Origin of the sequence: Mycolicibacterium baixiangningiae (assembly GCF_016313185.1) — a bacterium.
Lineage (GTDB): Bacteria > Actinomycetota > Actinomycetes > Mycobacteriales > Mycobacteriaceae > Mycobacterium > Mycobacterium baixiangningiae.
Genome location: NZ_CP066218.1, coordinates 2,613,688 through 2,638,197, shown reverse-complemented (window position 1 = coordinate 2,638,197; position 24,510 = coordinate 2,613,688). Strand labels below are relative to the sequence as shown.

Annotated in this window: 21 protein-coding genes; 8 read left to right on the top strand and 13 right to left on the bottom strand. The window is 67.8% G+C overall.

Annotated elements, in window-relative coordinates:
• Positions 1–6: 6 nt before the first annotated feature.
• The 4 genes from I7X18_RS12315 to lspA all read right to left on the bottom strand — a co-directional run bounded on the left by I7X18_RS12315 (position 7) and on the right by lspA (position 3,370).
• Complete coding sequence (locus tag I7X18_RS12315; RefSeq protein WP_193047479.1) at positions 7–732, bottom strand: TetR/AcrR family transcriptional regulator; 726 nt, start codon at positions 730–732, stop codon at positions 7–9.
• 132 nt (positions 733–864) lie between these two features.
• On the bottom strand, positions 865–1,824 hold the full coding sequence (gene rarD / locus I7X18_RS12310) for an EamA family transporter RarD (RefSeq protein ID WP_193047478.1): 960 nt from the start codon (positions 1,822–1,824) through the stop codon (positions 865–867).
• Entirely contained in the window at positions 1,821–2,735 is a 915-nt protein-coding gene (locus tag I7X18_RS12305; RefSeq protein ID WP_193047477.1) for an RluA family pseudouridine synthase, read from the bottom strand. The genes rarD and I7X18_RS12305 overlap by 4 nt, the downstream gene beginning before the upstream one ends.
• Before the next feature lie 14 nt (positions 2,736–2,749).
• A complete protein-coding gene (gene lspA / locus I7X18_RS12300) occupies positions 2,750–3,370 on the bottom strand; it encodes a signal peptidase II (RefSeq protein ID WP_404822838.1) in 621 nt (206 codons plus the stop codon).
• A 42-nt stretch (positions 3,371–3,412) separates the two neighbouring features.
• Here lspA and I7X18_RS12295 point away from each other — a divergent pair, with 42 nt between their 5' ends.
• Positions 3,413–4,345 carry an asparaginase gene (locus tag I7X18_RS12295; RefSeq protein WP_193047475.1) on the top strand — a complete coding sequence of 311 codons (933 nt, stop codon included), beginning with the start codon at positions 3,413–3,415 and terminating at the stop codon, positions 4,343–4,345.
• Between the two features lie 3 nt (positions 4,346–4,348).
• Here the strand turns inward: I7X18_RS12295 and I7X18_RS12290 are convergent, their stop codons facing one another.
• The gene (locus I7X18_RS12290) at positions 4,349–5,680 is read right to left on the bottom strand and encodes a DNA polymerase IV (RefSeq protein ID WP_408632905.1); all 1,332 of its coding nucleotides are present in this window, start codon (positions 5,678–5,680) and stop codon (positions 4,349–4,351) included.
• A gap of 62 nt (positions 5,681–5,742) precedes the next feature.
• On the opposite strand from I7X18_RS12290, the gene I7X18_RS12285 reads away from it, so the two are divergent.
• The gene (locus I7X18_RS12285; protein ID WP_193047473.1) at positions 5,743–5,961 is read left to right on the top strand and encodes an RNA-binding S4 domain-containing protein; all 219 of its coding nucleotides are present in this window, start codon (positions 5,743–5,745) and stop codon (positions 5,959–5,961) included.
• Positions 5,962–5,968: 7 nt separating this feature from the next.
• Here the strand turns inward: I7X18_RS12285 and ileS are convergent, their stop codons facing one another.
• Complete coding sequence (gene ileS, locus I7X18_RS12280) at positions 5,969–9,115, bottom strand: isoleucine--tRNA ligase (RefSeq protein ID WP_193047472.1); 3,147 nt, start codon at positions 9,113–9,115, stop codon at positions 5,969–5,971.
• A 228-nt stretch (positions 9,116–9,343) separates the two neighbouring features.
• Positions 9,344–9,994, bottom strand: a complete 651-nt coding sequence (locus I7X18_RS12275) for a hypothetical protein (protein ID WP_193047471.1) — start codon at positions 9,992–9,994, stop codon at positions 9,344–9,346.
• A gap of 136 nt (positions 9,995–10,130) precedes the next feature.
• On the opposite strand from I7X18_RS12275, the gene I7X18_RS12270 reads away from it, so the two are divergent.
• The 3 genes from I7X18_RS12270 (at position 10,131) to I7X18_RS12260 (ending at position 13,187) form a co-directional block, all read left to right on the top strand.
• Positions 10,131–10,490: a helix-turn-helix domain-containing protein gene (locus I7X18_RS12270; RefSeq protein ID WP_193047470.1), complete on the top strand. Its 360-nt coding sequence runs from the start codon at positions 10,131–10,133 to the stop codon at positions 10,488–10,490.
• A 45-nt stretch (positions 10,491–10,535) separates the two neighbouring features.
• Positions 10,536–11,270, top strand: a complete 735-nt coding sequence (locus tag I7X18_RS12265; RefSeq protein ID WP_193047469.1) for a hypothetical protein — start codon at positions 10,536–10,538, stop codon at positions 11,268–11,270.
• 177 nt (positions 11,271–11,447) lie between these two features.
• Positions 11,448–13,187: an AMP-binding protein gene (locus tag I7X18_RS12260; RefSeq protein WP_193047468.1), complete on the top strand. Its 1,740-nt coding sequence runs from the start codon at positions 11,448–11,450 to the stop codon at positions 13,185–13,187.
• Between the two features lie 19 nt (positions 13,188–13,206).
• Here I7X18_RS12260 and I7X18_RS12255 read toward each other — a convergent pair whose 3' ends face one another.
• Positions 13,207–14,043, bottom strand: coding sequence for a glycosyltransferase family 2 protein (locus I7X18_RS12255; protein ID WP_232375463.1), 837 nt, complete (start codon positions 14,041–14,043; stop codon positions 13,207–13,209).
• Between the two features lie 298 nt (positions 14,044–14,341).
• On the opposite strand from I7X18_RS12255, the gene I7X18_RS12250 reads away from it, so the two are divergent.
• The 3 genes from I7X18_RS12250 to I7X18_RS12240 are packed head-to-tail and all read left to right on the top strand — an operon-like array spanning position 14,342 to position 16,787.
• Positions 14,342–15,274: an efflux ABC transporter ATPase subunit, DrrA-related gene (locus tag I7X18_RS12250; RefSeq protein WP_193047467.1), complete on the top strand. Its 933-nt coding sequence runs from the start codon at positions 14,342–14,344 to the stop codon at positions 15,272–15,274.
• Positions 15,271–16,014 carry an ABC transporter permease gene (locus I7X18_RS12245; protein ID WP_193047466.1) on the top strand — a complete coding sequence of 248 codons (744 nt, stop codon included), beginning with the start codon at positions 15,271–15,273 and terminating at the stop codon, positions 16,012–16,014. The genes I7X18_RS12250 and I7X18_RS12245 overlap by 4 nt, the downstream gene beginning before the upstream one ends.
• Positions 16,011–16,787: an ABC transporter permease gene (locus I7X18_RS12240; RefSeq protein WP_193047465.1), complete on the top strand. Its 777-nt coding sequence runs from the start codon at positions 16,011–16,013 to the stop codon at positions 16,785–16,787. The genes I7X18_RS12245 and I7X18_RS12240 overlap by 4 nt, the downstream gene beginning before the upstream one ends.
• A gap of 19 nt (positions 16,788–16,806) precedes the next feature.
• On the opposite strand, the gene I7X18_RS12235 is transcribed toward I7X18_RS12240, so the two are convergent.
• The 5 genes from I7X18_RS12235 to I7X18_RS12215 form a co-directional block, all read right to left on the bottom strand.
• Positions 16,807–17,706, bottom strand: a complete 900-nt coding sequence (locus tag I7X18_RS12235; protein ID WP_193047464.1) for a glycosyltransferase family 2 protein — start codon at positions 17,704–17,706, stop codon at positions 16,807–16,809.
• A gap of 10 nt (positions 17,707–17,716) precedes the next feature.
• The gene (locus tag I7X18_RS12230) at positions 17,717–19,063 is read right to left on the bottom strand and encodes a UDP-glucose dehydrogenase family protein (protein ID WP_193047463.1); all 1,347 of its coding nucleotides are present in this window, start codon (positions 19,061–19,063) and stop codon (positions 17,717–17,719) included.
• On the bottom strand, positions 19,060–20,190 hold the full coding sequence (locus tag I7X18_RS12225; protein ID WP_193047462.1) for a polysaccharide pyruvyl transferase family protein: 1,131 nt from the start codon (positions 20,188–20,190) through the stop codon (positions 19,060–19,062). Before I7X18_RS12225 ends, I7X18_RS12230 begins: the two co-directional genes overlap by 4 nt.
• Positions 20,187–21,191: a nitroreductase family protein gene (locus I7X18_RS12220; RefSeq protein WP_193047461.1), complete on the bottom strand. Its 1,005-nt coding sequence runs from the start codon at positions 21,189–21,191 to the stop codon at positions 20,187–20,189. The genes I7X18_RS12225 and I7X18_RS12220 overlap by 4 nt, the downstream gene beginning before the upstream one ends.
• Before the next feature lie 135 nt (positions 21,192–21,326).
• Positions 21,327–24,503 (bottom strand): MMPL/RND family transporter, encoded by a 3,177-nt coding sequence (locus I7X18_RS12215; RefSeq protein ID WP_193047460.1) that lies wholly within the window; start codon positions 24,501–24,503, stop codon positions 21,327–21,329.
• Between the last annotated feature and the right edge of the window lie 7 nt (positions 24,504–24,510).

The following is a 24,510-nucleotide window of genomic DNA, read 5'->3' as shown; positions in this document are numbered from 1 at the left end:
GCCAGTCTAGGACTGCCCTCCGACACCCTTCGGCGTGTCGCGATGCGTGTCTTTCGTCGTGCCGTCCTGCGTGCCCCCGCCGGCGGGATCGAGCCCCGGCGGGGCGGGCACCAGGCCGTGCGCGAACAGTTCGATCAGCTGCTTGGCGATCGACCCCAGGTCGGCAGGGCCGTCGGTGAATCCGGAGTAGAAGGCCATCCCGTAGAGGATGACGTGCAGCATGTCGGCGACGCCTTCGACGTCGGTGTCCTCGACCAGTTCACCGCGGCGGATCGCATCGCTCACCAGTCGCAGCAGAAACGCGCGGATCGGCGAATCGCTCAACGCCCACAGTTCGGGGCTGCGCTGCGGTTCGAGGCGGGCGCTGATCAGGAACGGCACGATCGAGGGGTCCCGGCCGTCCACTCTGCGCACAGCGGCCACGAAACCCGACAACCTGTCGAGCAACCCTTCGTACTTCATCGACTGCGTCACGCAGTCGATGACGACTTCGCGCACCTCCATGAGGACGCCTTCGTAGACCTCTTCGCGGGTGGCGAAGTAGTAGTGCAGCGTCGGGCGGCTCAGCCCGGTCCGTTCGGCAATGGCCTGGAACGTCATTCCGGAATAGCCGCGCTCGATGACGACCATGCGGCCGGCCCGGACGATCTGCCGGCGGGTCAGGGCTGAATCAGCTCCGACCGGGCGCCCTCGGGCGCGCGGTGCCGTTTTCTCCCGGCCCTTGCGCTGCACGTAGCAAACGCTAGGACATCGCTCAACGCCAGGCAACCGGCTGTCCCGCAAACAAGACCAGTGGACTCGTAATTGACGTTGCCACACCTCGATGTCAACTCCAGGGTTGCTGGTGAAGATCAGTGCGGACCTTCAGCCGGAGTTTGCCTCCGGTGCGGGCGACCTCGCGTCTGCCGCGCGGGTGGGCGGCCCGGGAACGCTGCGATCGACCGGTTTTTCCCGTGGGCCCCTGCGGCGCACCGCATCCGCGGCGAGCAGCGCGAGCGCCAGCCAGATCAGCGCGAAGCCGATCCATCTCGCAACCGGCATGGGTTCGTGGCCGATCAGCACACCCCAGGCCATCTGCAGGCCCGGATTGATGTAGAACAGCAGGCCGAGCGTCACCAGCGGAAGCCGCTGGGCGGCCGCGGCGAAGAACAGCAACGGGACGGCGGTGACGGGACCCGCGAGCAGCAGCAGACCCGCGTGCCCCGCGCCTTCGGTGAGGAAGTGCCCACGGTGGGTGAGTTCCAGCACCAGCAGGTACCCGCCCGCGATCGGCAACGCGATCAGCGTTTCCACCGCAACGCTGACCCGCGGGTCGGCTTTCACCACTTTCTTGACGACGCCGTAGAGCGCGAACGACAGCGCCAGCGAGAACGCGATGTAGGGCGGTGCACCCAACTCCACGGTGAGCAGCACGACCGCGGCGACGGCCAGTGCCAGCGCCGCCTGCTGCCAGCGGTTGATGCGTTCGCGGAACACCAGCACCCCGAGGGCGACACTGAGCAGCGGATTGATGAAGTACCCGAGTGCGGCGTCGACCACGTGGCCGTGGGTGGCCGCGTAGATGTAGACACCCCAGTTCGTCGACACCAGCGCTGAGGCCGCCAGAAGTTGCAGCCATGTGCGCCAAGGCAACCGGCGCAGATCGCCGAGACGCCGGGCGACGGCGACCACCAGCAGCAGGAACGCCGCGCTCCACACGATGCGGTGCGCGAGGATCTCCAGCGACCCGGCCGGAAGCAACAGCAGGAAGAAGCCCGGACACAGCCCCCACCAGACGTAGGCTCCGGTGCCGAAGAGCAGGCCGTCGCGGCGCGAGTCCGTCACCGGGCGTGACGGCGCAGCACGTCGAGCGCGTGTTGCAGGTCGGCCGGGTAGGGGCTGGTGATCTCGACGCGGCGACCGTCGGCCGGGTGGGCGAAGGCCAGCGAACGGGCGTGCAGCCATTGTCGTTCCAACCCGAGCCGGCGGGCCAGCGTCGGGTCGGCGCCGTAGGTGAGGTCACCGCAGCACGGATGGTGCAGCGCGGCGAAATGCACCCGGATCTGGTGTGTCCGGCCGGTCTCGAGTTCGACGTCGAGCAGGCTGGCCGCCTGGAACGCCTCGAGCGTGTCGTAGTGGGTGACGCTGTGCCGACCGTTCTCGGTGACCGCGAACTTCCAGTCGTTGCTCCGGTGCCGTCCGATCGGCGCGTCGATGGTGCCGCTGCTCGGATCGGGGTGGCCCTGCACCAGCGCGTGGTACTGCTTCTCGACGGTGCGCTCTTTGAAGGCCCGTTTGAGCACCGTGTAGGCCCGCTCCGACAGCGCGACCACCATGACCCCCGAGGTGCCGACGTCGAGGCGGTGCACGATGCCCTGGCGTTCGTGGATACCCGAGGTGCTGATCCGGAACCCGGCGGCCGCCAGACCGCCGAGCACCGTGGGACCGTGCCATCCGACGGTCGCGTGGGCGGCCACCCCCGGAGGTTTGTCGACGGCGACGATGTCGTCGTCGGAGTACAGGATCGTCATCCCCTCGATGTCGACCGGGATGTTCTCCACCGGGGCCGGCGCCTCCGGCAGCCGCACCTCGAGCCAGGCGCCGGCGGTGAGCCGGTCGGACTTGCCGGCCGGGGTGCCGTCGAGGTCCACCCCGCCGTCTTCGGCGAGCGCCGCCGCCGCGGTGCGCGACAGCCCGAGCAGTCGCGCCAGCCCGGCGTCGACCCGCATCCCGCCCAGCCCCTCGGGCACAGGCATCGACCGCGTGGACACTACGACGGGTCTGCTGCCGGGCGGGCGGCCGGCTGGGTGTCGTCGTCGTCGGGCCTGCGCCGTCCCGTCGTGTCGAAGTCGAAGCCGAACAGCGACAACACCACCAGCAGGATCGCCCCACCGACCACCGACGGGTCGGCGACGTTGAACACCGGCCACCACCCGATGGACAGGAAGTCGACGACATGGCCGCGCAGCGGTCCCGGCGACCGGAAGAAGCGGTCGATCAGGTTGCCCATCGCGCCGCCGAGGATCAGGCCGAGGCCGATCGCCCACCACGGCGACACCAGCCGGCGGCCCATCCAGATGATGCCGATCACCACACCGGTCGCGACGAGCGTGAGCACCCACGTGTAGCCGGTGGCCATCGAGAACGCCGCACCGGAGTTGCGCACCAGGGTCCAGGTGACCGTGTCACCGATGATCGACACCGGTTGGCCGGGCGTCAGCAGCCGCACCGCGAGCACCTTCGTCGCGATGTCGAGCACCAAGATCACCGCCGCGACCGACAACAGCAGGCCCAGGCGTCGCCGCCGCGGAGGTGCCGAGGTGGCGCCGCCGTCCGCGGGCTCCGCGGCGCCTGTCGCGGACTCGGCCTTGCCCGATGTTTCGTCAGTCACCACCCCATCATCCCAAACCGCCGATACGGAACAATTCCGCACGTGAGCCTCACCGTGATCACCACCGGCGGCACGATCGCCACCAGCACCGACACCGACGGCGTCCTACGACCAAGCCGCGGCGGCGCCGAACTGACCGCGGGCCTCGGCACCGCCGGCCGCGACGTCGAAGTGGTCGACCTGCTCAGCAAGGACAGCTCACGCCTGACACCGGCGGACTGGGACCGCATCGCCGACGCAGTGCGCGAGGCCGAGGCCACCGGCGTGGTGATCACCCACGGCACCGACTCCATGGAGGAGACCGCGCTGTGGCTCGAGCTCACCTACGCTCGCCCCGTCCCCGTCGTGCTGACCGGCGCCCAGCGCGGGGCCGACGCCCCCGACGCCGACGGCCCGGCCAACCTGCGTGACGCGCTGACGGTCGCGGCCTCCCGCGAGGCCCGCGAGCTGGGGGTGCTCGTCAGTTTCGCCGGTACGGTCCGCCAGCCGCTGGGCGTGCGCAAGGTCGCGACCGACCGCCTCGACGGGTTCGACGGCCCCGTGGTGGGCCGGGTCGCCGACGGCGGGTTCACCGTCACCGGGACCAAGCAACGCCCGTATCTCGGCGACCTGTCGGCCGCCCACGCGCCACGTGTCGACATCGTCGCCACCTACCCGGGCGGTGACGCCGTGGCATTGCACGCCTGCGCGGCCGCAGGCGCCCGGGCGGTCGTACTCGAGGCGCTCGGCGCGGGTAACGCCGCCCAACCGGTGATCGACGGTGTCCGCCGGTTGTGCGCGGACGGGGTGACGGTCGCGGTGTCGACCCGGGTGCCGGGTGGGCGGGTCCGCCCCGCCTACGGGCCCGGCCATGACCTCGTCGAGGCGGGCGCGCTCGTCGTCCCGACGCTGCGTCCCGCGCAGGCGCGGGTCCTGTTGATGGCCGCACTGGCCGCCGGCGCGGCGCCCGCCGAGGTGCTCGCCCGCTGGGGCTGACGGCTACGGCGCCTCGTCGGCCAGCGCGTTCACATACTCCGGCCAGTCGAGGCTGTCGACCGGGTTGGCCCGGACGATATCGGGCAGGTCGTGCGGGAACGTGCGCGTCGGGCCCGGCCCGGTGCTGCGCGTCTCGAACCGGATGGTCATGACGCCGTGGCCGGCGCCCTGGATCCAGCCGTGCCCCAGCTCAGGATGCGCCACGTCGTCACCGACCCGCCACGCCGGCGCCACGGCGGCCGCCTCACTGACCGAGGGTGGGAGCACCGGACGGTCGGCCGGATCCTCCTCCATCAGCTCCAGGTCGGGGAACAGCGACTCCTGGCGCACCACCGATAGGCCCGAAAAGCCAACGCCCACAAGGCGGATCGGCCCGATCTCGACAGGATCGATCAGGAGCCGGCGGGCGGTGGCGCTCAGCGTCGCCGCGTCGGTGGTGGCCGACGGCAGCGTGGCAGACCTCGTCAGCGTGCTCATATCGGACTTCTTCAGCTTCACCGTGACGGTGCGCGCACCGCGCCCGTCCTTCGCCAGCCGCCGGTGCGCATGTTCGGCGATCGGCCCGATCGCCTCGCGCACCTGGTCGAGTGTGATGAGGTCGGCCGCGAAGGTGGATTCGGCGCTGATCTGTTTGGCTTCGGCCCGTTCGGCGACCGGCCGGTCGTCGACGCCCTTGGCGAGCCGGTGCAGCGCCAGACCCACTGCCACGCCGAGCACATCGGCGACCTCGGCCTCCGAGAGCGCCGCGAGCTGACCGATGGTTCCGATGCCGAGCCGATGCAGCCTCTCCTCGGCGACCGGCCCGATCCCCCACAGCTTGCGCACCGGCAGCCCGTCGAGAAGGTTGCGTTCGTCGTCGCGCCGCACCACCCGGATGCCGTCCGGCTTGGCCAGCCCCGAGGCGATCTTGGCCACCTGCTTACCCGATCCGGCCCCCACCGATGCGACGAGCCCCGTCTCCTCCCGCACCCGCGCCCGCAACCGCTCGCAGAACGCCTCGACCTCGGCCTCCGATGCGCCGGCCAACTCCTGCGGTTCACCGAACGCCTCGTCGAACGACAGCTGTTCGAGCACCGGAACCAGGGTCCGCACCGTGTCGAACACGCGGCGGCTCGCCAGGCCGTAGACCACCCCGCGCGGCGGCAGCACCACCGCCGGCGCCCCGACCAGCCTGCGCGCCTGGTGCATCGGCATCGCCGAGCGCGCACCGTGCACCCTGGCCTCATAGCTGGCGCCGGCCACCACACCGCGCCCGCCCAGACCGCCGACGAGCACCGGCCGTCCCCGCAGGGTGGGCCGGGTCAACTGCTCGACCGACGCGAAGAACGCGTCCATGTCCAGGTGCAGGACCCAGCGCACGTCCACCCTGCCGATGCTAGGGCGTTAGCCTGACGGTCATGGCGGCGCACGACGTTCCGATAGGCGACGACACGATCCGCCTCGGCCAGTTCCTCAAGCTGGCCTCCCTGCTCGACACCGGATCGGACGCCAAGTCGGCGATCGCCGACGGGCTGGTCACCGTCAACGGTGAGGTGGAGGTGCGCCGCGGCCGCCAACTGCGGCCGGGCGACACCGTGACCTTCGGCGACGCGTCCGCGCGCGTGACCCGGGGCTGACCGGGCCTCACGCCTTCGCGATCGCCACCCGCACCCCGTCGCCGATCTCCGCGCCACCGGTGAGCTCACCGAATTCGAACGCGGTGGCCAGGATCTCGCCGGCGATCAGGTCGCGGTGGGTGTGCGCCCACTCTTGGTGCGCCTGCGGCACCGACATCACCACGGTGATCCGGTCGGAGACGTCCAGACCGCTGGACTTGCGCAACTCCTGCAGTTCGCGGATACGGTCCTTGGCCCAGCCCTCGGCCTCGAGTTCCGGTGTCACCGTGCCGTCGAGCACCACCAGACCCGCGCCGTCGGGCAGCGCGGCGGTGAACTCTTCATCGGCCGCCACCAACCGGGACGTGTACTCGGCGGGCAGCAGCACCGCGGGCCCGGCCGTCAGCGTGCCGTCCGGGTTGACGACGCCCTGCCCGGCCTTGACCGCCTTGATGGCCGCCTGCACGTCCTTACCCAGGCGGGGGCCTGCGACGCGGGCGTTCACCGTCAGCTCGAACCTGCCGTAGGTGTCGATGTCGTCGGTCAGCTCGACCGCCTTGACGTTCAACTCGTCGGCGATGAGGTCGGCGAACGGTTCGAGCTGAGCAGAATCCTCAACGGCGACAGTGATTTTCGGCAGGGGCAGCCGCACCCGTAGCTTCTTGGCCTTGCGCAGCGACGATGCGGTCGAACACACCGAGCGGACCTGGTCCATCGCGGCCACCAGCGCCGGATCCTTCGGCAATTCGTCGGCCGACGGCCAGTCGGTCAGGTGCACCGAGCGCTCCCCCGTCACCCCGCGCCAGATCACCTCGGTCATCAACGGCAACAGCGGCGCCGCCAACCGGCCGGTCACCTCCAGCACGGTGTGCAGGGTGTCGATCGCGTCGGGGTCCTCCTCCCAGAACCGCGAACGTGACCGTCGCACATACCAGTTCGTGAGCGCCTCGGTGAACTGCCGCAGTTCGTCACACGCCCCGGAGATGTCACAGACGTCGAGCGACTCGGTCAGGTCGTCCCGTAGTTGCGCGAGTTTGGCGAGGATGTACCGGTCGAGGACGTGGGCGGAGTCGGTCCGCCAGGTGCCCTTCTTCGGCGCGTAGAGCGCCAGGAACGTGTAGGCGTTCCACAGTGGCAGCAGCACCTGGCGCACACCCTCGCGGATGCCCTGTTCGGTGACGACCAGGTTGCCGCCGCGCAGGATCGGCGAGGCCATCAGAAACCAGCGCATCGCATCGGAACCGTCGCGGTCGAACACCTCGGTGACATCGGGGTAGTTGCGCAGCGACTTGCTCATCTTCGCACCGTCGTTGCCCAACACGATGCCGTGCGCCACACAGGTTTTGAACGCGGGCCGGTCGAAGAGCGCGGTGGCCAGCACGTGCAGCGTGTAGAACCAGCCGCGGGTCTGGCCGATGTACTCGACGATGAAATCGCCGGGGAAGTGCGCGTCCTCGTTGCCCCCACCCGCGAACCAGTCGTGGTTCTCGAACGGATAGTGCACCTGTGCGTAGGGCATCGACCCGGAGTCGAACCACACGTCGAGTACGTCCTCGATGCGCCGCATCGTCGAGCGGCCGGTCGGGTCGTCGGGGTTGGGCCGGGTCAGCTCGTCGATGTAAGGCCGGTGCAGATTGGTCGGCCGCACACCGAAGTCCCGCTCGAGTTCGTCGAGGCTGCCGTAGACGTCGATCCGCGGATACTGCGGATCGTCGGACATCCACACCGGAATCGGGGTGCCCCAGTAGCGATTTCGCGAGATCGACCAGTCGCGGGCACCCTGCAGCCACTTGCCGAACTGGCCGTCCTTGACGTGCTCGGGATACCAGGTGATCTCCTGGTTGAGCTCGACCATGCGGTCGCGGAACTCGGTGACCTTGATGAACCACGAGGACACCGCACGGTAGATCAGCGGGTTGCGGCACCGCCAGCAGTGCGGATAGGAGTGTTCGTAGGTCTCGTGGCGCACGAGGACCGCGCCGTTGACACCCGCCGAACCGGTGCCGTTCTTGAGGTCGCGGATGATCTGCGGGTTGGCGTCGAAGACGTGCTGGCCCTGGTAATCCGGCACGGTCGCGTCGAACCGGCCCTTCGAGTCGACCGGGGTGACCGGGGTGATGCCGACCGTGTCGGTGGTCGCCTTGTCGTCCTCGCCGTAGGCAGGCGCCATGTGCACGATGCCGGTGCCGTCGTCGGTGGTCACGAAGTCGCCGCGCAGCACCTGGAACGCGTTGCGCGCCTCGTCGCGGTCGGTGAAGTACGGGAAAGGGGGCAGGTACCGGGTGCCGAGCAGTTCGCTTCCGGTCACCGTGGCCAGCACCTCGGGCTCCTCGCCGAGTTCGCGGGCGTAGGCGGCCAGCCGGGCTTCGGCCAGCACGTAGCGCGCGCCGTCCACCTCACCCGGGACGGCGACCTGCACGTAGGCGACGTCGGGGTGGACCGCCACCGCCTGGTTCGACGGCAGTGTCCACGGCGTCGTCGTCCACACCAGCAGATGCGAACCGGCCAGCGGGCCGTCGACCACCGGGAACCCGACGGTGATCGCGGGGTCCTGCCTGCTCTGGTAGACGTCGTCGTCCATCCGCAGTTCGTGGCTGGACAGCGGCGTCTCGTCGTTCCAGCAGTACGGCAGCACCCGCACGCCCTGATAGGCGAGGCCCTTGTCCCACAGCTGTTTGAACGCCCAGATCACCGACTCCATGAACCCGAGGTCGAGGGTCTTGTAGTCGTTGTCGAAGTCGACCCAGCGCGCCTGGCGGGTGACATAGCTACGCCACTCGTCGGTGTACCGCAGCACCGAGTCGCGGCAGGCGTCGTTGAACTTCTCGATGCCCATGCTCTCGATCTGCGCCTTGTCGGTGATGCCGAGCTGGCGCTGCACTTCGAGTTCGGCGGGCAGTCCGTGGGTGTCCCAGCCGAACCGGCGGTCCACCTTGTAGCCGCGCATGGTGCGGTAGCGGGGAACGATGTCCTTGACGTATCCGGTCAGCAAATGCCCGTAGTGCGGGAGCCCGTTGGCGAACGGCGGCCCGTCGTAGAACACGTACTCGGGGGCGCTGTCGCGACGGGCGATGCTGGCACGGAAGGTGTCGTCGCTGTCCCAGTAACCCAGGACGTCGGCTTCCAGCTCAGGGAAGTTCGGCGCTCCACTGGCCGGTTTGGGGTAGGCGGTCACTCTGGTTGTCTCCTGTGCCTGAACGATCCGGCACGGGGACGACGTCACGCCGATGCGCGAGCGCCGCGGTACCACCCCGCTTGCGCACCAGCAGGTGCGCCGCTTGTTTGAGGCTGTGACGGGCCCACCCGTCCGGTTCTACTGGGCCGCGCGAGAATCGCGCGACCGTTCTTCCGGAGGCTCCCCGGTGATGGCCGGATCAGTGCCGCTGGACAGGAATTCTAACCGCTACGTCGACGGCATCGCTTCCGAGGTCAGCTCGATCAGGGCGAACGGGAACTGCTCGGCGAGCTCCTGCACGGTGGCGAGGTCGAACCGCTGGCCGTCGAACCACCAGTCCACCTGCATGACCCCGCGGTCCCGGTAGGCGCGAATCTCAAGGGCGTGCCCGAGCAGGGGCGGGGTGACCGAGCGCGCCGGCGTGGTGCCGGCGTAGTTGAAGAAGACCTCCGCGCCCGCCGCGCTGTCGCCGAAGAAGCTGCCGAGGCGGTGGGTGGACGGTTCGGTCAGCGCGAGGTGCGCCATGAGCACCATCCCGGTGGCGTCGAGGTGGCGCTCTCCGACGCAGCTCAGGTCGACCACTGCCGGCGCCGAACGGCCGTCCCGGACGACGTCGACGGCGACGACGCCCTCACCCATCGTGCGGGCGACGGTGCGCCCCAACGCCGCGAGCAGCAGCTCGTCGGCGGCCAGTCCGAGCGCGAACGCGGCGCCGTCGAGTTCGAGGGTGAGCACCGTGTCGAGCGGCGCCGAGAGCCGGACCGGGCTGTCGCGCAGGGCGCCCCGCGGGGCGTCGCGGTCGGTGACACGCAGGCGCAGAGGGGATCCGGCGACGTCCGCCGCGAAGTCGTGCGGTGTAGCCAGGTGGGGAGCGACCATGACGGTCACGCTACGCGGTGTGTCCCAGAAATGGGAGACCAGTGCCAAAACTGTGACGGCCATGTCAATAACGGCAGGAATATCCGAAAAGTGGTTGCCACTGCCCATTGATGGGAACAGCGTCTATCGTGGACTGATGCCACGGACTGACGAGAACGGCAGACAGCTCAAAGCGTTGCTCGACTACCTGCTCGACGGCGATGTGGAGGCCAAGGCGATCTACGACGCGCTCGGAATCTCCAGCAGCACGTATTACCGCCGCATCAAAGAGCACAACTATCCCGACGCTGAAGAGCTGCGACGTGTCGCGGACCGGTTCGAACTGAGCTATCCGGACCTGCAGATCCGGTTCGGTCTCATGAGCCGGCAGGAAGTGTGGCACTACGTCGAGTCGGCGCCGTTCACCGTTGCCACGGTTGCCCAGGCCCCGCCGGTCACCCGTCGCAGGCCGAAACTATCGGAATTGGCGCCGCGGCCCGACGCTCCGCCGCTGTAGGTCGTACAATTTGCTGAAAGCCTTTCAGCACGAGAGCGACTCCGGATGACACTCGCGGTACTCATTGCCATCACGATCGGCTGCATGGCGTGGAGTCTGTGGATCCGCAGGGTGACGTGGAGTTGTCGCTGGGAGGTAGCCGCGACCCTCAACATCGCCCTGCAGCTGGGCGCCGTGGTGTTGATGTCCCCCTTCGCCTCCGAAACCCTCGGACACCTGCTCCACAGCCTCACCGGCAAGTGGAATCTCGAGGACTACATCGCCCACGACCTCTACATCGTGGCCGCCTCCGCGGTCGTCTACAACACGCTGGGCCGCCTGCAGGACGACCACGCCATGCACACCTCGTTCAAGCGGTATGTCGAACTCCCCGCGACGTTGTGCATCCCCCTGCTGCTGGCCGCGTTCTCCGCCGGCCACGGTGTCAGCATCTACCGGGCGGACTTCTTCAAGACGCCCACCGACTTCTGGCTCAGCGCCTACTGGCTGATGCTCTGCGGAATGCTGATCTACCTGCTGGGGTATGGCGCCCGGGCGCTGCTGGTCCTGCGCAAGGACCCGCGGTCCCGCCGGATCGCGAACATCTACCTCGCCGCATCGGCGAGTGGCATCATCGCCTGCGCGATCCGCATCGCCACCGCGTTCGTGCCGTGGCTGCAGGACATCGAGGGCGGGACGCTGGTCTGGGTGTTCGCGTGTTTCTGCGGGGCCGGCTTTGCTCTTGCGTCCGCACACTCGTGGCGGATCAAGACGAAGTGGTTCACCGGCGCACGTCCCTGACAGACGTGACGACAGCAATCGAATACGGGCATTTCGAAAGGTAGGCGGGCCAAGCCCGGGCAGTACATCCACCACGCCCGCACCGCTTTTCACCCTCGCGGGCGAATGCGCCGTTTCTGCACAGGGTGCCTTATGCTCGAAACCATTGTTCGCTATGGCAAGGACGAAGGGCTCGCGATGACTGCGTCAACACTTCCCACCGTGCTGCGGGAACGCGCCAGTCTGCAGCCCAACGACACGGCGTTCACGTTCATCGACTACGAGAAGGACACCGACGGCGTCCGCGAGACGCTCACGTGGGCCCAGCTGTATCGCCGCACCGTCAACCTCGCCCACGAGCTGAGCGAGTTCGCCCAGCCGGGTGACCGGGCCGTCATCGTCGCCCCGCAGGGGCTGGACTACCTGGTCGCGTTCCTGGGCTCGCTGCAGGCCGGGCTCATCGCGGTGCCGCTGTCCACGCCGACGCCGGGTGTGCACGACGAACGGGTCAGCGCGGTGATGCGCGACGCCGCCCCCACGGTGGTGCTCACGACGTCGTCGATCGGCGCCATGGTCGCCGAGTACGCGGCACCGGAGGACGCTGAGACGGCGGCGACGCTGATCGAGGTCGACCTCCTCGACCTGGAGAGCCGGCGCAAGTCGGCGTCCCGTCGCATCGAGCGTCCCGAGACCGCCTACCTGCAGTACACGTCGGGATCGACGCGCACCCCGGCGGGTGTGATGGTGTCCTACCGCAACGTGTCGGCCAATTTCGAACAGATCATGGCCTCGTTCCTGGCGCACTACGGCGGTATCGCGCCGCCCGGCACCACCGCGGTGACGTGGCTGCCCTTCTACCACGACATGGGGCTGCTACTCGGGGTGTTCGCCCCCATCCTCGGCGGCTGGGAGACGGTGTTCACCACCCCGCTGTCCTTCCTCGCCCGACCGGCGCGGTGGATGCAGATGGTGGCGAGCAGCCCGCACGCCATCACCGCAGGCCCGAACTTCGCGTTCGAACTTGCCGCCGGCAAGACCTCCGACGAGGACATGGCCGGCTACGACCTCGGCAACGTCTGCATCATCATCAGCGGCAGCGAGCGCGTCCACGACGCCACCCTCAAGCGTTTCGCGCAGCGGTTCCGCAAGTTCAACCTGCCCGAAGAGGTGCTGCGCCCCGCGTACGGGCTGGCCGAGGCGACGCTCTACGTCGCGACGGACTCCCCCGGCAAGCCACCGACGATCGTCGATTTCGAACCGGAGAAGCTCTCGGCCGGTCACGCCAAGCGCTGCGCGAGCGCAGCGGGTACCGCGCTGGTGAGCTACGGCAGCCCGGATTCTCCCGCGGTGCGGATCGTCGACCCGCAGACCAGGACCGAACTGTCCGCCGGCGCGATCGGCGAGATCTGGGTGCGCGGTGAGAACGTGTGTCTGGGGTACTGGCGCAAGCTCGAACAGACCGAGGACGTCTTCAACGCCTACCTCGACTCGCCGTCGACGGGTACCGACGCGGGCCCGTGGCTGCGCACCGGTGATCTGGGCTTCATCTCCGACGGCGACCTGTTCATCATGGGCCGCCTCAAGGATCTACTGATCGTGCGCGGCCGCAACCACTACCCGGACGACATCGAGGGCACCATCCAGGAGATCTCCGGTGGGCGGGTGGCGGCCATCTCTGTCGAACAGGACCGGACCGAACAGCTCGTCGCCATCGTGGAGGTCAGGAAGCGCGGCGACACCGACGAGGACGTCGCCGCCTACTTCGCGGACCTGAAGAACCGGGTGACCAGCGCGATCTCGACGGCACACGGCATCAGCGCGGCCGATCTGGTGCTTGTGCCCCGCGGCTCGCTGCCGATCACCACCAGCGGCAAGGTGCGCCGCGCCTCCTGCGCGGAGCTCTACCGCGAAGGGGCGTTCACCCGCCTCGACGCCTGAGCCGGAGGCCGCCAGCCGATCAGTGGTCGGTGAGGAACCGCACCAACCCGTGCTTGCGGATCATGTACCGGACGGCCTCCCGTTCGTACCGGCTGCGGTTCTTGCCCCGGACGTCGATGTAGTGGTGCACGACCTCGATGCTGGGATCGAAGCGGCGCTTTACCCCGATTCTGTCCAACCGGATGGCCAGGTCCTGGGCTTCGTGGGACCGGAACTTCGGGTCGTAACCGCCGACCGCGCGGAACGCGCCGGCGTGGATGAGCATGTTCCCTTCGTGCAGCCAGTAGGTCTCGACCGGCTGCGGGGAGTCCAGGATGTTGGGCCACTGCCCGGTGCCGGGCATACCGGTGCGCCGGAAGACCTCGACCAGGCGTGGGCGGTGCCGGATCCGGTCGACCATCCAGGGGAACGAGGTGACGTTCGTCCGCAGCGAGAACACCGGACCGTAGTTGAACGGTTCCTGGCTGCCGTCGGCCCGGCGCACCAGGCCGCCGATCGCACCGACGCCGTCGCCGGCGTAGCGGGCGAACAGTTCCCGGGCCACCGTGGCGGACTGCGGTGTGGCGATGTCCATATCCGCGTCGATGAAATGGATGACGGTGGCGTCGTCGACCTGGCCGATGATCTGGTTGCGGTTCGCCCCGGCGCCCTGATTGGTGGCGCTTCGCACCATGGTGACCGCGTCGCCGAATCCGCCCACCACCTCGACGCTGTCATCGGTCGAGGCATCGTCGAGCACGAATACGCGGTCATAGCCCTGCGCCAGCACCTGCGGCAACAGACGGCGCAGGTGACCACCCATGTTGTAGTTGGGGATCGCCGCGACAATCGGCAGTCGTTCTCGAATGTTGGTCACGCAATCCTCGATCGATCGGTCGTAGCGATCAGCCTATATTGGTGCAGCTGTGCCGAACGGCGCGGCGGGCTCCGGTCGGGTTGTGATCGAATTCGCGGGAGGTATCGGCGAATCCCAGCGACTCCGAACGGCCGACATTGCTCGTGACCAACTGCACCGATAGCGCAGAAGGCCTGACACAGCAACGCGCGACGGTCCGGTTCGGTTGGGACGCACCGGATCACGACCCGATTTCCCGCGCAGCGGTGGCGGCCCGCGGGGTCATGGATCGCAGTTCGCCACGGTATCGTGCTAATTCGTGATCGAAGTAAACAATCTTGCGAAAACGTTCGCGGGTCAGGTTCCCGCATTGCAGGATGTGAGCTTCTCCGTTCCCACCGGTTCGATCTGCGCTCTACTCGGCCACAATGGCGCCGGAAAGACGACAACGGTCAACATCCTTTCGACGCTGATCCAGCCGAGCAGTGGCCAGGCGATCGTCGGGGGGTTCGACGTCGTCCGCGACGCGGCGAAAGTCCGCGCGAGCATCGGGGTCACCGGCCAGGACGCCGCTCTCGATCAGCGACTCACCGGATGGGAGAACCTGGTTCTGTTCGGCCGGCTGCGAGGACTGCGCCGCCGCGAAGCGCGCCGCCGGGCCGACGAGCTGATCGAGCAGTTCGAGATGCAGCACGCCGGCGACCGGCGGGTGCAGACCTACTCGGGAGGCATGCGGCGCCGCATCGACATCGCCGTCGCACTCGTCGTCGCACCGAAGGTGCTCTTCCTCGACGAGCCGACCACCGGATTGGACCCGCGCAGCCGCCGCGATGTGTGGAACCTGGTGTCCTCCTTGGCTTCTCAGGACGTCACTGTCCTGCTCACCACCCAGTACCTCGAGGAAGCCGACGTGTTGAGCGATTCGGTCGTCATCCTCAACGCCGGCCGGGTGGTCGCCAGCGGGACCGCCGAGGACCTCAAGCGGCGTATCGGGTTCAGCTACTGCCAGGTCACTCCGGAGAACCCCGCCGATCTGAATCGAACGGCCGCCGCACTGGCCGATATGGACGGCGTCGAGGTCGACCCCGACACCAACACGGTGTCGGTTCCCGCTCCCGAGCACGTCACCACATTCGCCGAGGTCTTCCGCCGCGTCGACCAACTCGGCATCGAGCTGACGGACATATCGCTGCGCAAACCGTCGCTCGACGAGGTCTTCATGCATCTGACCGTCCCGACCGTCAAGACATGACCGCACTCGTCGCCCTGACGGAGCGCGTCGTCTTCCGCGCCACCCGAGATCTCGACCTGCTCTTCGCCATCGTCGCGCCGATCGCCACCCTCATCGGATTCACGTTGGCGCTGCAGAACGTGATCGACACCGGCGGGATGACTTACACGCAGTACGTCCTGCCCGCCGTGGTGGTGCAGGCGATGCTCTTCGGGGCCCTGACCACCACCGACCGAGCCGCCGTTGAGCAGAGCACCGGGCTGGGCGCCAGATTGCGCACCCTGCCCATTTCGGCCCTCGCGCCGCTGACCGCGCGCATGATCTACTGCCTCCTCCGCGGCGCATGTGCGGTGGCCGCGGCGGTGGCGACGGCCTACGTCCTCGGCTTCAGGATGACCGGCGGATTCCTCTACGGCGTCGGCTTCGTCGTCATCGCCCTGGTGCTGACCCTGGCGTTGTCCCTTGGCGCCGACGCCACCGGGACGCACGCCAAACGCACCGAGGTGGCCAGCCAGTTGCTGCTGGTGCCGCAACTTCTCCTGGTCCTGCTGTCCACCGGGATGGCACCGGTGGAGTCGTTCCCGGGGTGGTTGCAGCCGTTCGTGCGCTACCAGCCGATCTCGCAGGTGACCGAGACGATGCGCGACTTCACCAGCGGGCAGGTCGACGGGGCCAACCTCGCGGCCACGCTGGCATGGTGTCTGGGACTGCTGGTCGTGTTCGGGGCGATCGCGGTGCGGATGCAGAGGCGGACGCGATGAACGCCCGGCCCGCCTCGTTCGGCGCGGAGAGTTTCGTATTCGCCGGCCGCCTGTTCACGCACTGGCGGCGATATCCGATCGTGCCGATCCAGGCGTTGCTGTTCCCGACCGTGCTGCTGATCATCTACAGCCTGTTGGTCAGCAAGTCGATGACCCGGGTGACCGGCACAGACAGCATGGATGCGCTGGTCGCCCTGTGTGCGGTGGCGGGGGCCATGTCGGGCGCGCTCGGATCTGCGTTCACGGTTCCGTACGAACGCGACAACGGATTGCTCAGTCGCTTCTATGTGATGCCGGTGCATCGCGTCAGCCCGCTGAGCGGAACGCTTCTCGCCGAGGCGCTGCGGACACTGGCGGGCACCGCCCTGATCGTCGCGGTGGGTTTCGCACTCGGATTCGAATTCGCCGGCGGTTGGCTCCAGCTCGCGGTCTTCGTCCTCATCCCCGTGCTGGTGGTGATGGTCTACGCGCTGATCGTCATCACCATCGCCGTGCGGGCGGAGAGTCGCGCCATGCTGACCTGGCTCAGTACCGGTTCGATCGGGCTGGTGTTCGCGGGTGTCGCCCCGGCCGAGGTTGTCCCCCCGTTCGTTCGGCCGGTCATCGAATACCAGCCGTTGACACCCACCATCGAATCGATGAGGGCGCTGGCCATGGGCGAACCCGCGACCTCGTCGCTTCTGCTGGCCCTGGCCTGGTTCGTTGTCTTCGCGGGTGTGTTCGGACCGCTCGCGGTGCGCGGCTACCGGCGCGCGGCAGGCAGCGAGACCTGACGGCAGACGCCGAACGTCGTCATCCCGCGGTCAGGTCGTAGGTGACCGGCATGGCGAACTCCGGGGTCTTGCGCTTCTCGGCGTGATACCCGTACTGGAACATCACGTTGACCGCGGCGCCGGCGATGATCTGCGCCGGCGACTTGCGAAGCTGAGCCCGCAGATCCGCGAGATCGGGCGTGACCGACGAGACCGCACGTTGCCGCAGCGACGGGGCGGGCCCGTCCTCCATGCGGTAGGCCCACCTCAGATAGGCGGTGCCGCGACCGTACCGCTTCCACTGGCTCGCCAACTCGCTCAAGGATTGTCGCGGCTCCCAGTGCATCAGCACCCGCGAGTCCACCGCCATCGTGCCGAGGCCTTCTTCTTGGATGCGCCAGCAGATGTCGGAGTCACCGCCGCTGCGCATCGCGCGGAAGCCGCCGACCGCATCGAAGGCGGCCTTGTCGACGCCGAGGTTCGCGGTCGGGTAGTACGGCGGTTTCCCGGGCACCGCACCGCGGGTGGGGACGCGAAAAGGCTGTACCAGCGCCGCGATTCGTGCCGCAAGCGTCGGGCCCGACAGTGTCAGGACGTCGGTGCACGACAACGCCACACCGGGCTGCGCCTGCAGTCGCCGGTGGGCATCGAGGAGGCCGGGCAGTGGGCGGCAGCGTCCGTCGACGAACAGCAGGATGTCGGCGGTGGATCGCGACGCGACGATCTGGCGGGCGTAGTACGGACCGCGGCTCCCGGTGAGGGTCACCACGTCGGCCCCGTGCGACCGCGCCAGTTTCTCGGTGTCGTCGGTCGACGCATCGTTGATCACCGTGACGACGTCGTCGCCGGTCACTTGCTCCATCAATGGAGGCAGCAGCTTCGTCAGATGCGACGCCATGTTGCGGACCGGGATGATGATCTCGATCGAGTTCCCCGCCATGATCAATCTCCTAACGAATGCCGCGCGAGCGCTCATCGATGTTGAGCCCACCGCGTCCCAGCGCGTAGACCTGCCAGCCCGCCTCAGACCAGTAGTCGTAGTCCATGGCGTTGCGGGTGTCGAGCAGACGAGGGGACCGCACCAGCGATCGGAATGCCACCGGATCGATGGCACGATACTCGTCCCACTCGGTGGCCAACACGATGAGATCGACGTTGCGGCAGGCGTCCTCGAGGTCCTCGCAGTACGTCAGCGTGGGGAATCGGGCCCGGGCGTTGGCGATCGCCTTGGGGTCGTGAACCCGCACGTTGGCGCCCTTGAGGTGCATCGCGGCTGCCACGTTGAGCGCGGGTGAGTCGCGGACGTCGTCGCTGTCGGGTTTGAACGCCGCACCCAGAACGGCGATGTTGCGGCCGAGGAATTCGCCGCCCACGAGGGCGCCTGCCACGGAGACGGCCTTGTCGCGGCGGCGGAAGTTGATCTTGTCCACCTCGTGGAGGAAGGTGAGCGCCGCCGACGCCCCGAGTTCACCCGCCCTGGCGCTGAACGCCCTGATGTCCTTCGGCAGACATCCACCGCCGAACCCCAGGCCCGCGTTCAGGAATCGCCGGCCGATGCGGTCGTCGTAACCGAGCGCGTCGCTGAGCGCGACCACGTCGGCGTTGACCGCCTCACAGATCTCGGCCATCGCATTGATGAACGAAATCTTGGTCGCCAGAAAGGAATTGGCAGCAACCTTGACCATCTCTGCGGTCGCGAGATCCATGGTGAGGTGCGGCGTGCCCTCGCTGAGCAGGGCGCCGTAGACCTCCCGCAACGTCTTCTCCGCGTACTCCGAGGTGACGCCGAAGACCAGGCGGTCCGGGCGGAGTGTGTCTTCGATCGCCTTACCCTCGCGAAGGAACTCCGGGTTCCACGCGACCTCCAAACGGTGCGGCGTCGAGAGCGCGGCGACTTCTGCGCTCAGGCGGTGGGCGGTACCCACCGGCACCGTGGACTTGCCGACGATCACTCCGTCACAGTCGGCGTGCGTCGCGATCATCTTGACGGCGCTGTCGACGTACCGAATATCCGCGGCGTCCGAGTCCGGGAGCTGTGGGGTGCCCACACAGACGAAGTGCACGGCCGCCTCGGAGGCCGCCTCGGCGGCCGAGTCGGTGAACCGGAGTCGGCCGGTGGCGAGCACCTCGGTCAGGAGGTCGTCCAGTCCTGGTTCGTAGAACGGAGACTCACCGCGTGCCAGCACGGCGATTTTGGCCGCGTCGGTATCGAACGCGACGACGTCGTGGCCCAACCGCGCCATGCAGGCGGCGTGAACCGCGCCCAGATAGCCGGTCCCGAAGACACTGATTCTCACGACGCGGTCCTTTCCGTTGCCGGCGGCGGTGCCGCCCCGGCGTCGAGCACCTCGATCGTCTGGTCCCACATCTGCTCGACCTGCTCGACGAGCGCCGGGAGACGATCCTTCTGCCTGGAATCGCCGGAGGCATCGGCCAGTAATCGGTTGATCGCCGCGAAGGGGTCGCTGTCCGGCGTCACCAGTCGGTCGGACACCTCGAAATCGTCGAGGAGTTCGCGGTACTTGTGCGACCAACCGAAAGCCAGGGTCGGTACCGACTGCGACACGCAGCCGACCACCGCGTGGAAACGGCTGGCGACAGCGGCGGATGCTTGTCCCAGAACGGCTTTCAACACCAACGGATCGCCACTGGTGAAGAGCTGCGCACCGGTCCTGCGCGCCAGCTCGCCGGCGACGTCGTGGTCGGTGGCCTCATGTACGACGATCACGGACGCCAGTCCGTTGGCCGACGCGGCGCTGTGGAACCCGGCGAGCGCGTCGACGTACCCGGCGCGGTCGAGGCTGCCGCTGGTGAACATCTTGGTGTTGGGGACGATCGCGAGGAACGGCTGCTCAGATATCGGCGCCACGTCCGCGGGCCGCAGACCGATGGTGAAGTCGGGGCTGCGCAGGGTCCTCACCCCCAGCCCGAGTCCGCGGACATGGTTCTGGCTGACGCCGTCGCGGACGAAGATCAGCGCCGCCTGTCCGAGCGCCTCACGGGTCCAGCGCCGCGTCGCAGACTTCTCGAACGGTCCGAAAGCCTGCGGCAGAATCACTTTCGGGATACCGCGCCGAGCCCACGCTCGTCCGGCCATGGCGCTCCTGCGCGGGAAGGCCACCGGAAACTGGTCGGAGTAGTGGAAACCGGAGGCGTCGAGGACCCCGCCGATCTCACGGTCGCTCGTCAGCCCGAGCCCCTTCTTGACCGGCCTCGGTACGGCATTGCCGAGGACCGCCGTCATGCGCGGCACCATGGGGTCGGCCAGCGTCTGGCGCAGTCCGAGGTGAGAGCGCACCGTGTAGTCGGTCATCAGCGGTGGCACGCTGAGCGGATAGCGCCCACCGAGACGGGCGCAGATCGCCTGCAACATCAGCTGAGCACCCTTGTTGACGGTGTTCGTCCCCCGGATCTCGACGATCATAGGCTGCGGTACCTCCGGACGTCGCCGACCGGACGCTTCGCCGAATACGGCACCAGCGCATCAGGATCGGCGTATCCGTAGGCGATCAGCATCACGACGCGCTCGTACGGTGCGAGGTCGAGGAGTTTGCGGATCTGCGCTTCGCGCTCCGGAATGTCGGGCCAATTGATGCAGCAGCTGTTGACGCCCTGGGCTTCGAGTCCGTAGATCAATCCCATCGCCGCCAGGCAGCCGTCGATGTAGATGAGGTGACGGTCACGCTGATCGAAGAACGCGCCGAGGTTGCCGACGATCACGATCAGACCGGGGATCTGATGCTCGTAGCCGTCGGTGCCCATCGGAATGGCGGCGACCTTCGCGGTGCTGATCGGGTCATCGAAGATCTCGAACCGATACGGCTGCCGGTTACACGCCGTGGGTGACTCGGCCGCGATCGCGACGGCACGGTCGACCAGATCCCGTGACACCGGTTGAGGGGTGAACCACCGCACGGACCGGCGGCCTGCGGCCAGCGCCTCCAGATCGTCGATCTTCACCGTCGGTACCAACGGAATCGCCAGATGCGGACCATTCGACGGAGTGACGGGATCGATCCTCGCAATCGCGTCGTGAAACACCGTGCGTGCCCGCGTGATCGACCGGTGCGTTGAGGTGGCCGTGACGTCGAAGTAGCGTGCCAGCACCGAGTACATCCAGGTGAACTCCGGAACGTGGGGCTGCAACGCGCCCGAATCGAGGCCTGCCCGGAAAGCCGAAACCGTTTCGCCGATGTAATCGGTGGCGAACTGGCTGCGCGCCGGACGCATCGTCAGTCCCTTCTCGACCCGGTGCACGTTGCGCCTGAGCAGGTGTAGCGCGGTCCCGGCATCCGTGCTCCGCTTGTATTCGCGGATTCCCCGCTGCACATAGCGGCGCTCGCGCCCCAGCGCGGTGCCGGAGAGTTTGTGCCACCAGCGCCGGATCTCCGCTGCCGCCAACCTCTTGAGCTCAGCGGCAGTCATGGTGCTCTCCGCCGCCGGGGCCGTTCCCTCGGGCCCGTCCCCGAGATCGTCGCCGCCTCTTGGCAGAACGTCGTTTCGCACCGAGTCGTCACTGATGGTCACAGGCTTCCCCCTCCCCCATGGCTATGCCGGGCCCTATTCTCCGCCACGCAGCAGTCGACTGCTACCCCCGGAACTGCGGTGCGAGGCGGTGGCCTCGATCAGGCGCTGCCGCACGCGGGCTCGACCGCGCAGCGGGGCCTTCAGCGGCCCGGTGTCCACGTCATCGCCGGCGACTTCGCTGCGCGCCACCCGCTCGTCGTATTTCGGTTTGGACGGCCACCAGTTCGCGTCACCGATCAGCACCGCGGCGGCAGGCACCGTGATCGTGCGGACGATGAACGTGTCGAGCAGCAGGCCCACGCCGATCACGAAGCCGAGCTGGATGACCGTGCCGATGCTGCTGACCGTCAACGACAGCATTGACGCCGCGAAAATCAAACCGGCAGAGGTGATCACGCCGCCGGTGGCGCCCACGGTCCGGATGATGCCGGTGCGGATCCCGTCACGGGACTCCTCGCGTATTCGCGCGATCAGCAACAGGTTGTAGTCGGCGCCGACCGCCACCAGCACCAGAAACGCCATACCCGGCACCGTCCAGGCCAATTCCTGTCCGAGGATGAATTGGAAGAACACCACGCCGATCCCGATGGCGGACACGTAGGACAGCACGACGGAGGCGACCAGGTAGATCGGCGCGACGACCGCGCGCAGGAGAACGACGAGGATCAGGAACACGACCAGAAGTGTGAAGATGATGATGAACCGGATGTCGCCGTTGTAGTACTCCCGTAGGTCGCTCTGCACCGGCGAGAAGCCCACCATCGAGACGTCGGCCTCGGCCAGCGTGGTGTTGGGCCGGGCGCCCTCGGCGGCGTCGATGATGTCGTCGACCTGGTCCATCGCGTCGGTGCCGAACGGATCGAGCGCGGTCTGCACGAGGTAGCGCGCGGTGTGCCCGTCCTTGGAGACGAACAGGTTGGCCGCCTTCTTGAATTCCGTCTGGGTGAGAATCTGCGGCGGGATGTAGAAACCGGCCTGGGAGGGTTCGGAGGCATCGCGTTTCATCGCCAACAGGAAATCCGACGCCTGGTCCAGACCGCCCCCGATGTTGCGGGTCTGATCGACGAGAAGCTGGACGCCCTCGGCGAGCTGGCGACTCGAATCAGCCAGCGTGTTGGCGCCCAGGGTGACCTCGCGGATCCTTTTCTGCACACCGTTGCGTTCGTCGAGGCCGAGTTCACGCGCCGCGGACGTGGCGGTCTTGAGGCTCTTGCTGAGTCCCTGGATGGTCTCGTCGAGGGTCTGGTACCCCTCGGTGTCCTGCAGCTGACTGCCGAGGTCGGAGATGGCGTTGAGATAGGGGCTTTCCCGGGTGTTGACGATGCGGCGCATGTCCTCGCGCGAGGTGACGCACTCGGGGTCGGCGTCGCAGCTCGGGCTGTTGTCCAGGGACCGCAGCACCGGCTGCGCCCAGGCGTAGACGTCGGTCATGCGGTTGACGTCGACACCGATCGCGTTACCGAGATCGCGCATGTTGGTGACCAGCGTGGCGGTCCGGTCGATCTCGTCGAGCGTCTTCGCGCCGCCGTATTTGTTCGACATGTCGTCGAGAGCGCCGGCCAGGCCGCGCACGCTCCCCACCGCACCGACGACCCCGTCACGCACCTCATCGAGGGCGTCGGCCAGCTGGTGCGCGCCGCCACTGAGCCGGCTGAGGTTGGTGTCGTTGTCCTGGATGAGGGTCGACGCATCGTCGAGCTTGCCGCCGACCTCGCCGGCCTGGTATGTCGCCTTGGCCTGTTCGAGCATCTCCCCCGTCGGCCGGGTGATGCCGCGGACCATGTCGATGTCGGGGAGCGCGGCGATCCGCTGCGCCATCTGCTCCATGTCGGCCAGCGACCGCGGAGAACGCAGATCCTGATCGGGCGCGTGGATCACCACGAACTGCTGCATCGTCGTGCTGATCGGGAAGTGGTCGTCCATCGCCTGGTAGGCGCGGTTGCTCTCGGAATCGGCGGGCAGCGCCTTGCGATCGTCGTAGTTGAACTTGATAAAGCTCGCACAGGCCGCCAAGACGATCAGCACGGCGAGGCTGCCGGCCAGGTGGGCGACCGGTTTCCGCACGATCTGGATCCCGGAGCGGCGCCAGAACCGCCCGGTCAGGTCCTTCCGAGGCTTGACCCAGCCCCTCCGCCCCGCGAGCACGATGAGCGACGGCAGCAGCGTGATCGAGGCGAAGAAACCGATCGCGATGGTCACCGACAGGGCGGGCCCCACGGTGGCGAAGACGCCGAGGGTGGTGAAGGCCAGACCGAGGAAGGCGATGGCCGTGGTCGCCGCGGACCCGGCGACCACCTTGCCGATCGTCACCAGTGCGCCCACCATGGCGTCGTCTGACTCCATACCCTCGCGTACGAGTTCGTGGTATCGGCTGAAGAAGAAGATCGAGAAGTCGGTACCCGCTCCCATCAGCATGCCGGTCATCAGCACGATGGTCTGCGGGCCGAGACCGAGTCCGAGTTCGCCGAGTCCGGCCACCGTCTGGTTGGCCACCCCGAGCGCCAGACCGATGGTGAGCAGCGGGATGAGCATCCCGATGATGCTTCGATAGACGATCAGCAGGATGGTCAAGATAGTTCCGACCGTGGCGATCTCGATCAGGCGCTGATCCTTCGCACCGATCGCGTTGATGTCCTCGAGGGTCGCCGCCGCGCCGACCACGTTGGCCTGCAACGAGGTGTCGGCGGTCGTCTCCTTGACGATCTTGCTCGCTGCGCGGTACGCCGCCTGTCCCTTCGGGGTTCCCATGTTGCTGACGAGGCTCACCGGAAGGTTCCAGGCCTTGCCGTCCTTGCTGGTCATCACCTCCCGGAGCTGGGGAGTCGTCACGAAGTCCTGGGTGGAGATGACGTGCTCTTCGTCGGCCTTCAAGCGTTCGACGAGCGTCTTGTACGTCTGCTCGTCGTCGGGCGACAGCCCGTTGTCGTTGCTGAGGATGACGACGTTGAGGTTGCCGGCGTTGGTCTCCTCCGCCCCCTTGAACGCGTCGCTCATCTTCTTGCTGTCGACCATGACCGGCGCGTCCTTGGGCAGGAACTCCGGCGGGTTCTTCTGCGACACCACGGCAAGCGGCGGGATCAACAGGAACAGCACAGCGGCGGCCGCGACCCAGGCGACGATGATCCACACGGGATGGCGGACGATGAACCGGCCGAGGAGCGGGAGCCCCCCGTCGACAAACGCACCACGGAGTTTGGTGCGGTTGAACATGATTTTC

What these genes read in the sequence shown, in the direction of transcription:
- I7X18_RS12305 (WP_193047477.1), bottom strand. Translation starts at nt 2,735, where the DNA reads ATGCCTGTGCCCGAGGGGCTGGGCGGGATGCGGGTCGACGCCGGGCTG.
- I7X18_RS12290 (WP_408632905.1), bottom strand. Translation starts at nt 5,680, where the DNA reads ATGGACGCGTTCTTCGCGTCGGTCGAGCAGTTGACCCGGCCCACCCTG.
- I7X18_RS12285 (WP_193047473.1), top strand. Translation starts at nt 5,743, where the DNA reads ATGGCGGCGCACGACGTTCCGATAGGCGACGACACGATCCGCCTCGGC.
- I7X18_RS12275 (WP_193047471.1), bottom strand. Translation starts at nt 9,994, where the DNA reads ATGGTCGCTCCCCACCTGGCTACACCGCACGACTTCGCGGCGGACGTC.
- I7X18_RS12270 (WP_193047470.1), top strand. Translation starts at nt 10,131, where the DNA reads ATGCCACGGACTGACGAGAACGGCAGACAGCTCAAAGCGTTGCTCGAC.
- I7X18_RS12265 (WP_193047469.1), top strand. Translation starts at nt 10,536, where the DNA reads ATGACACTCGCGGTACTCATTGCCATCACGATCGGCTGCATGGCGTGG.
- I7X18_RS12260 (WP_193047468.1), top strand. Translation starts at nt 11,448, where the DNA reads ATGACTGCGTCAACACTTCCCACCGTGCTGCGGGAACGCGCCAGTCTG.
- I7X18_RS12245 (WP_193047466.1), top strand. Translation starts at nt 15,271, where the DNA reads ATGACCGCACTCGTCGCCCTGACGGAGCGCGTCGTCTTCCGCGCCACC.
- I7X18_RS12240 (WP_193047465.1), top strand. Translation starts at nt 16,011, where the DNA reads ATGAACGCCCGGCCCGCCTCGTTCGGCGCGGAGAGTTTCGTATTCGCC.
- I7X18_RS12235 (WP_193047464.1), bottom strand. Translation starts at nt 17,706, where the DNA reads ATGGCGGGGAACTCGATCGAGATCATCATCCCGGTCCGCAACATGGCG.
- I7X18_RS12225 (WP_193047462.1), bottom strand. Translation starts at nt 20,190, where the DNA reads ATGATCGTCGAGATCCGGGGGACGAACACCGTCAACAAGGGTGCTCAG.
- I7X18_RS12220 (WP_193047461.1), bottom strand. Translation starts at nt 21,191, where the DNA reads ATGACTGCCGCTGAGCTCAAGAGGTTGGCGGCAGCGGAGATCCGGCGC.
- I7X18_RS12215 (WP_193047460.1), bottom strand. Translation starts at nt 24,503, where the DNA reads ATGTTCAACCGCACCAAACTCCGTGGTGCGTTTGTCGACGGGGGGCTC.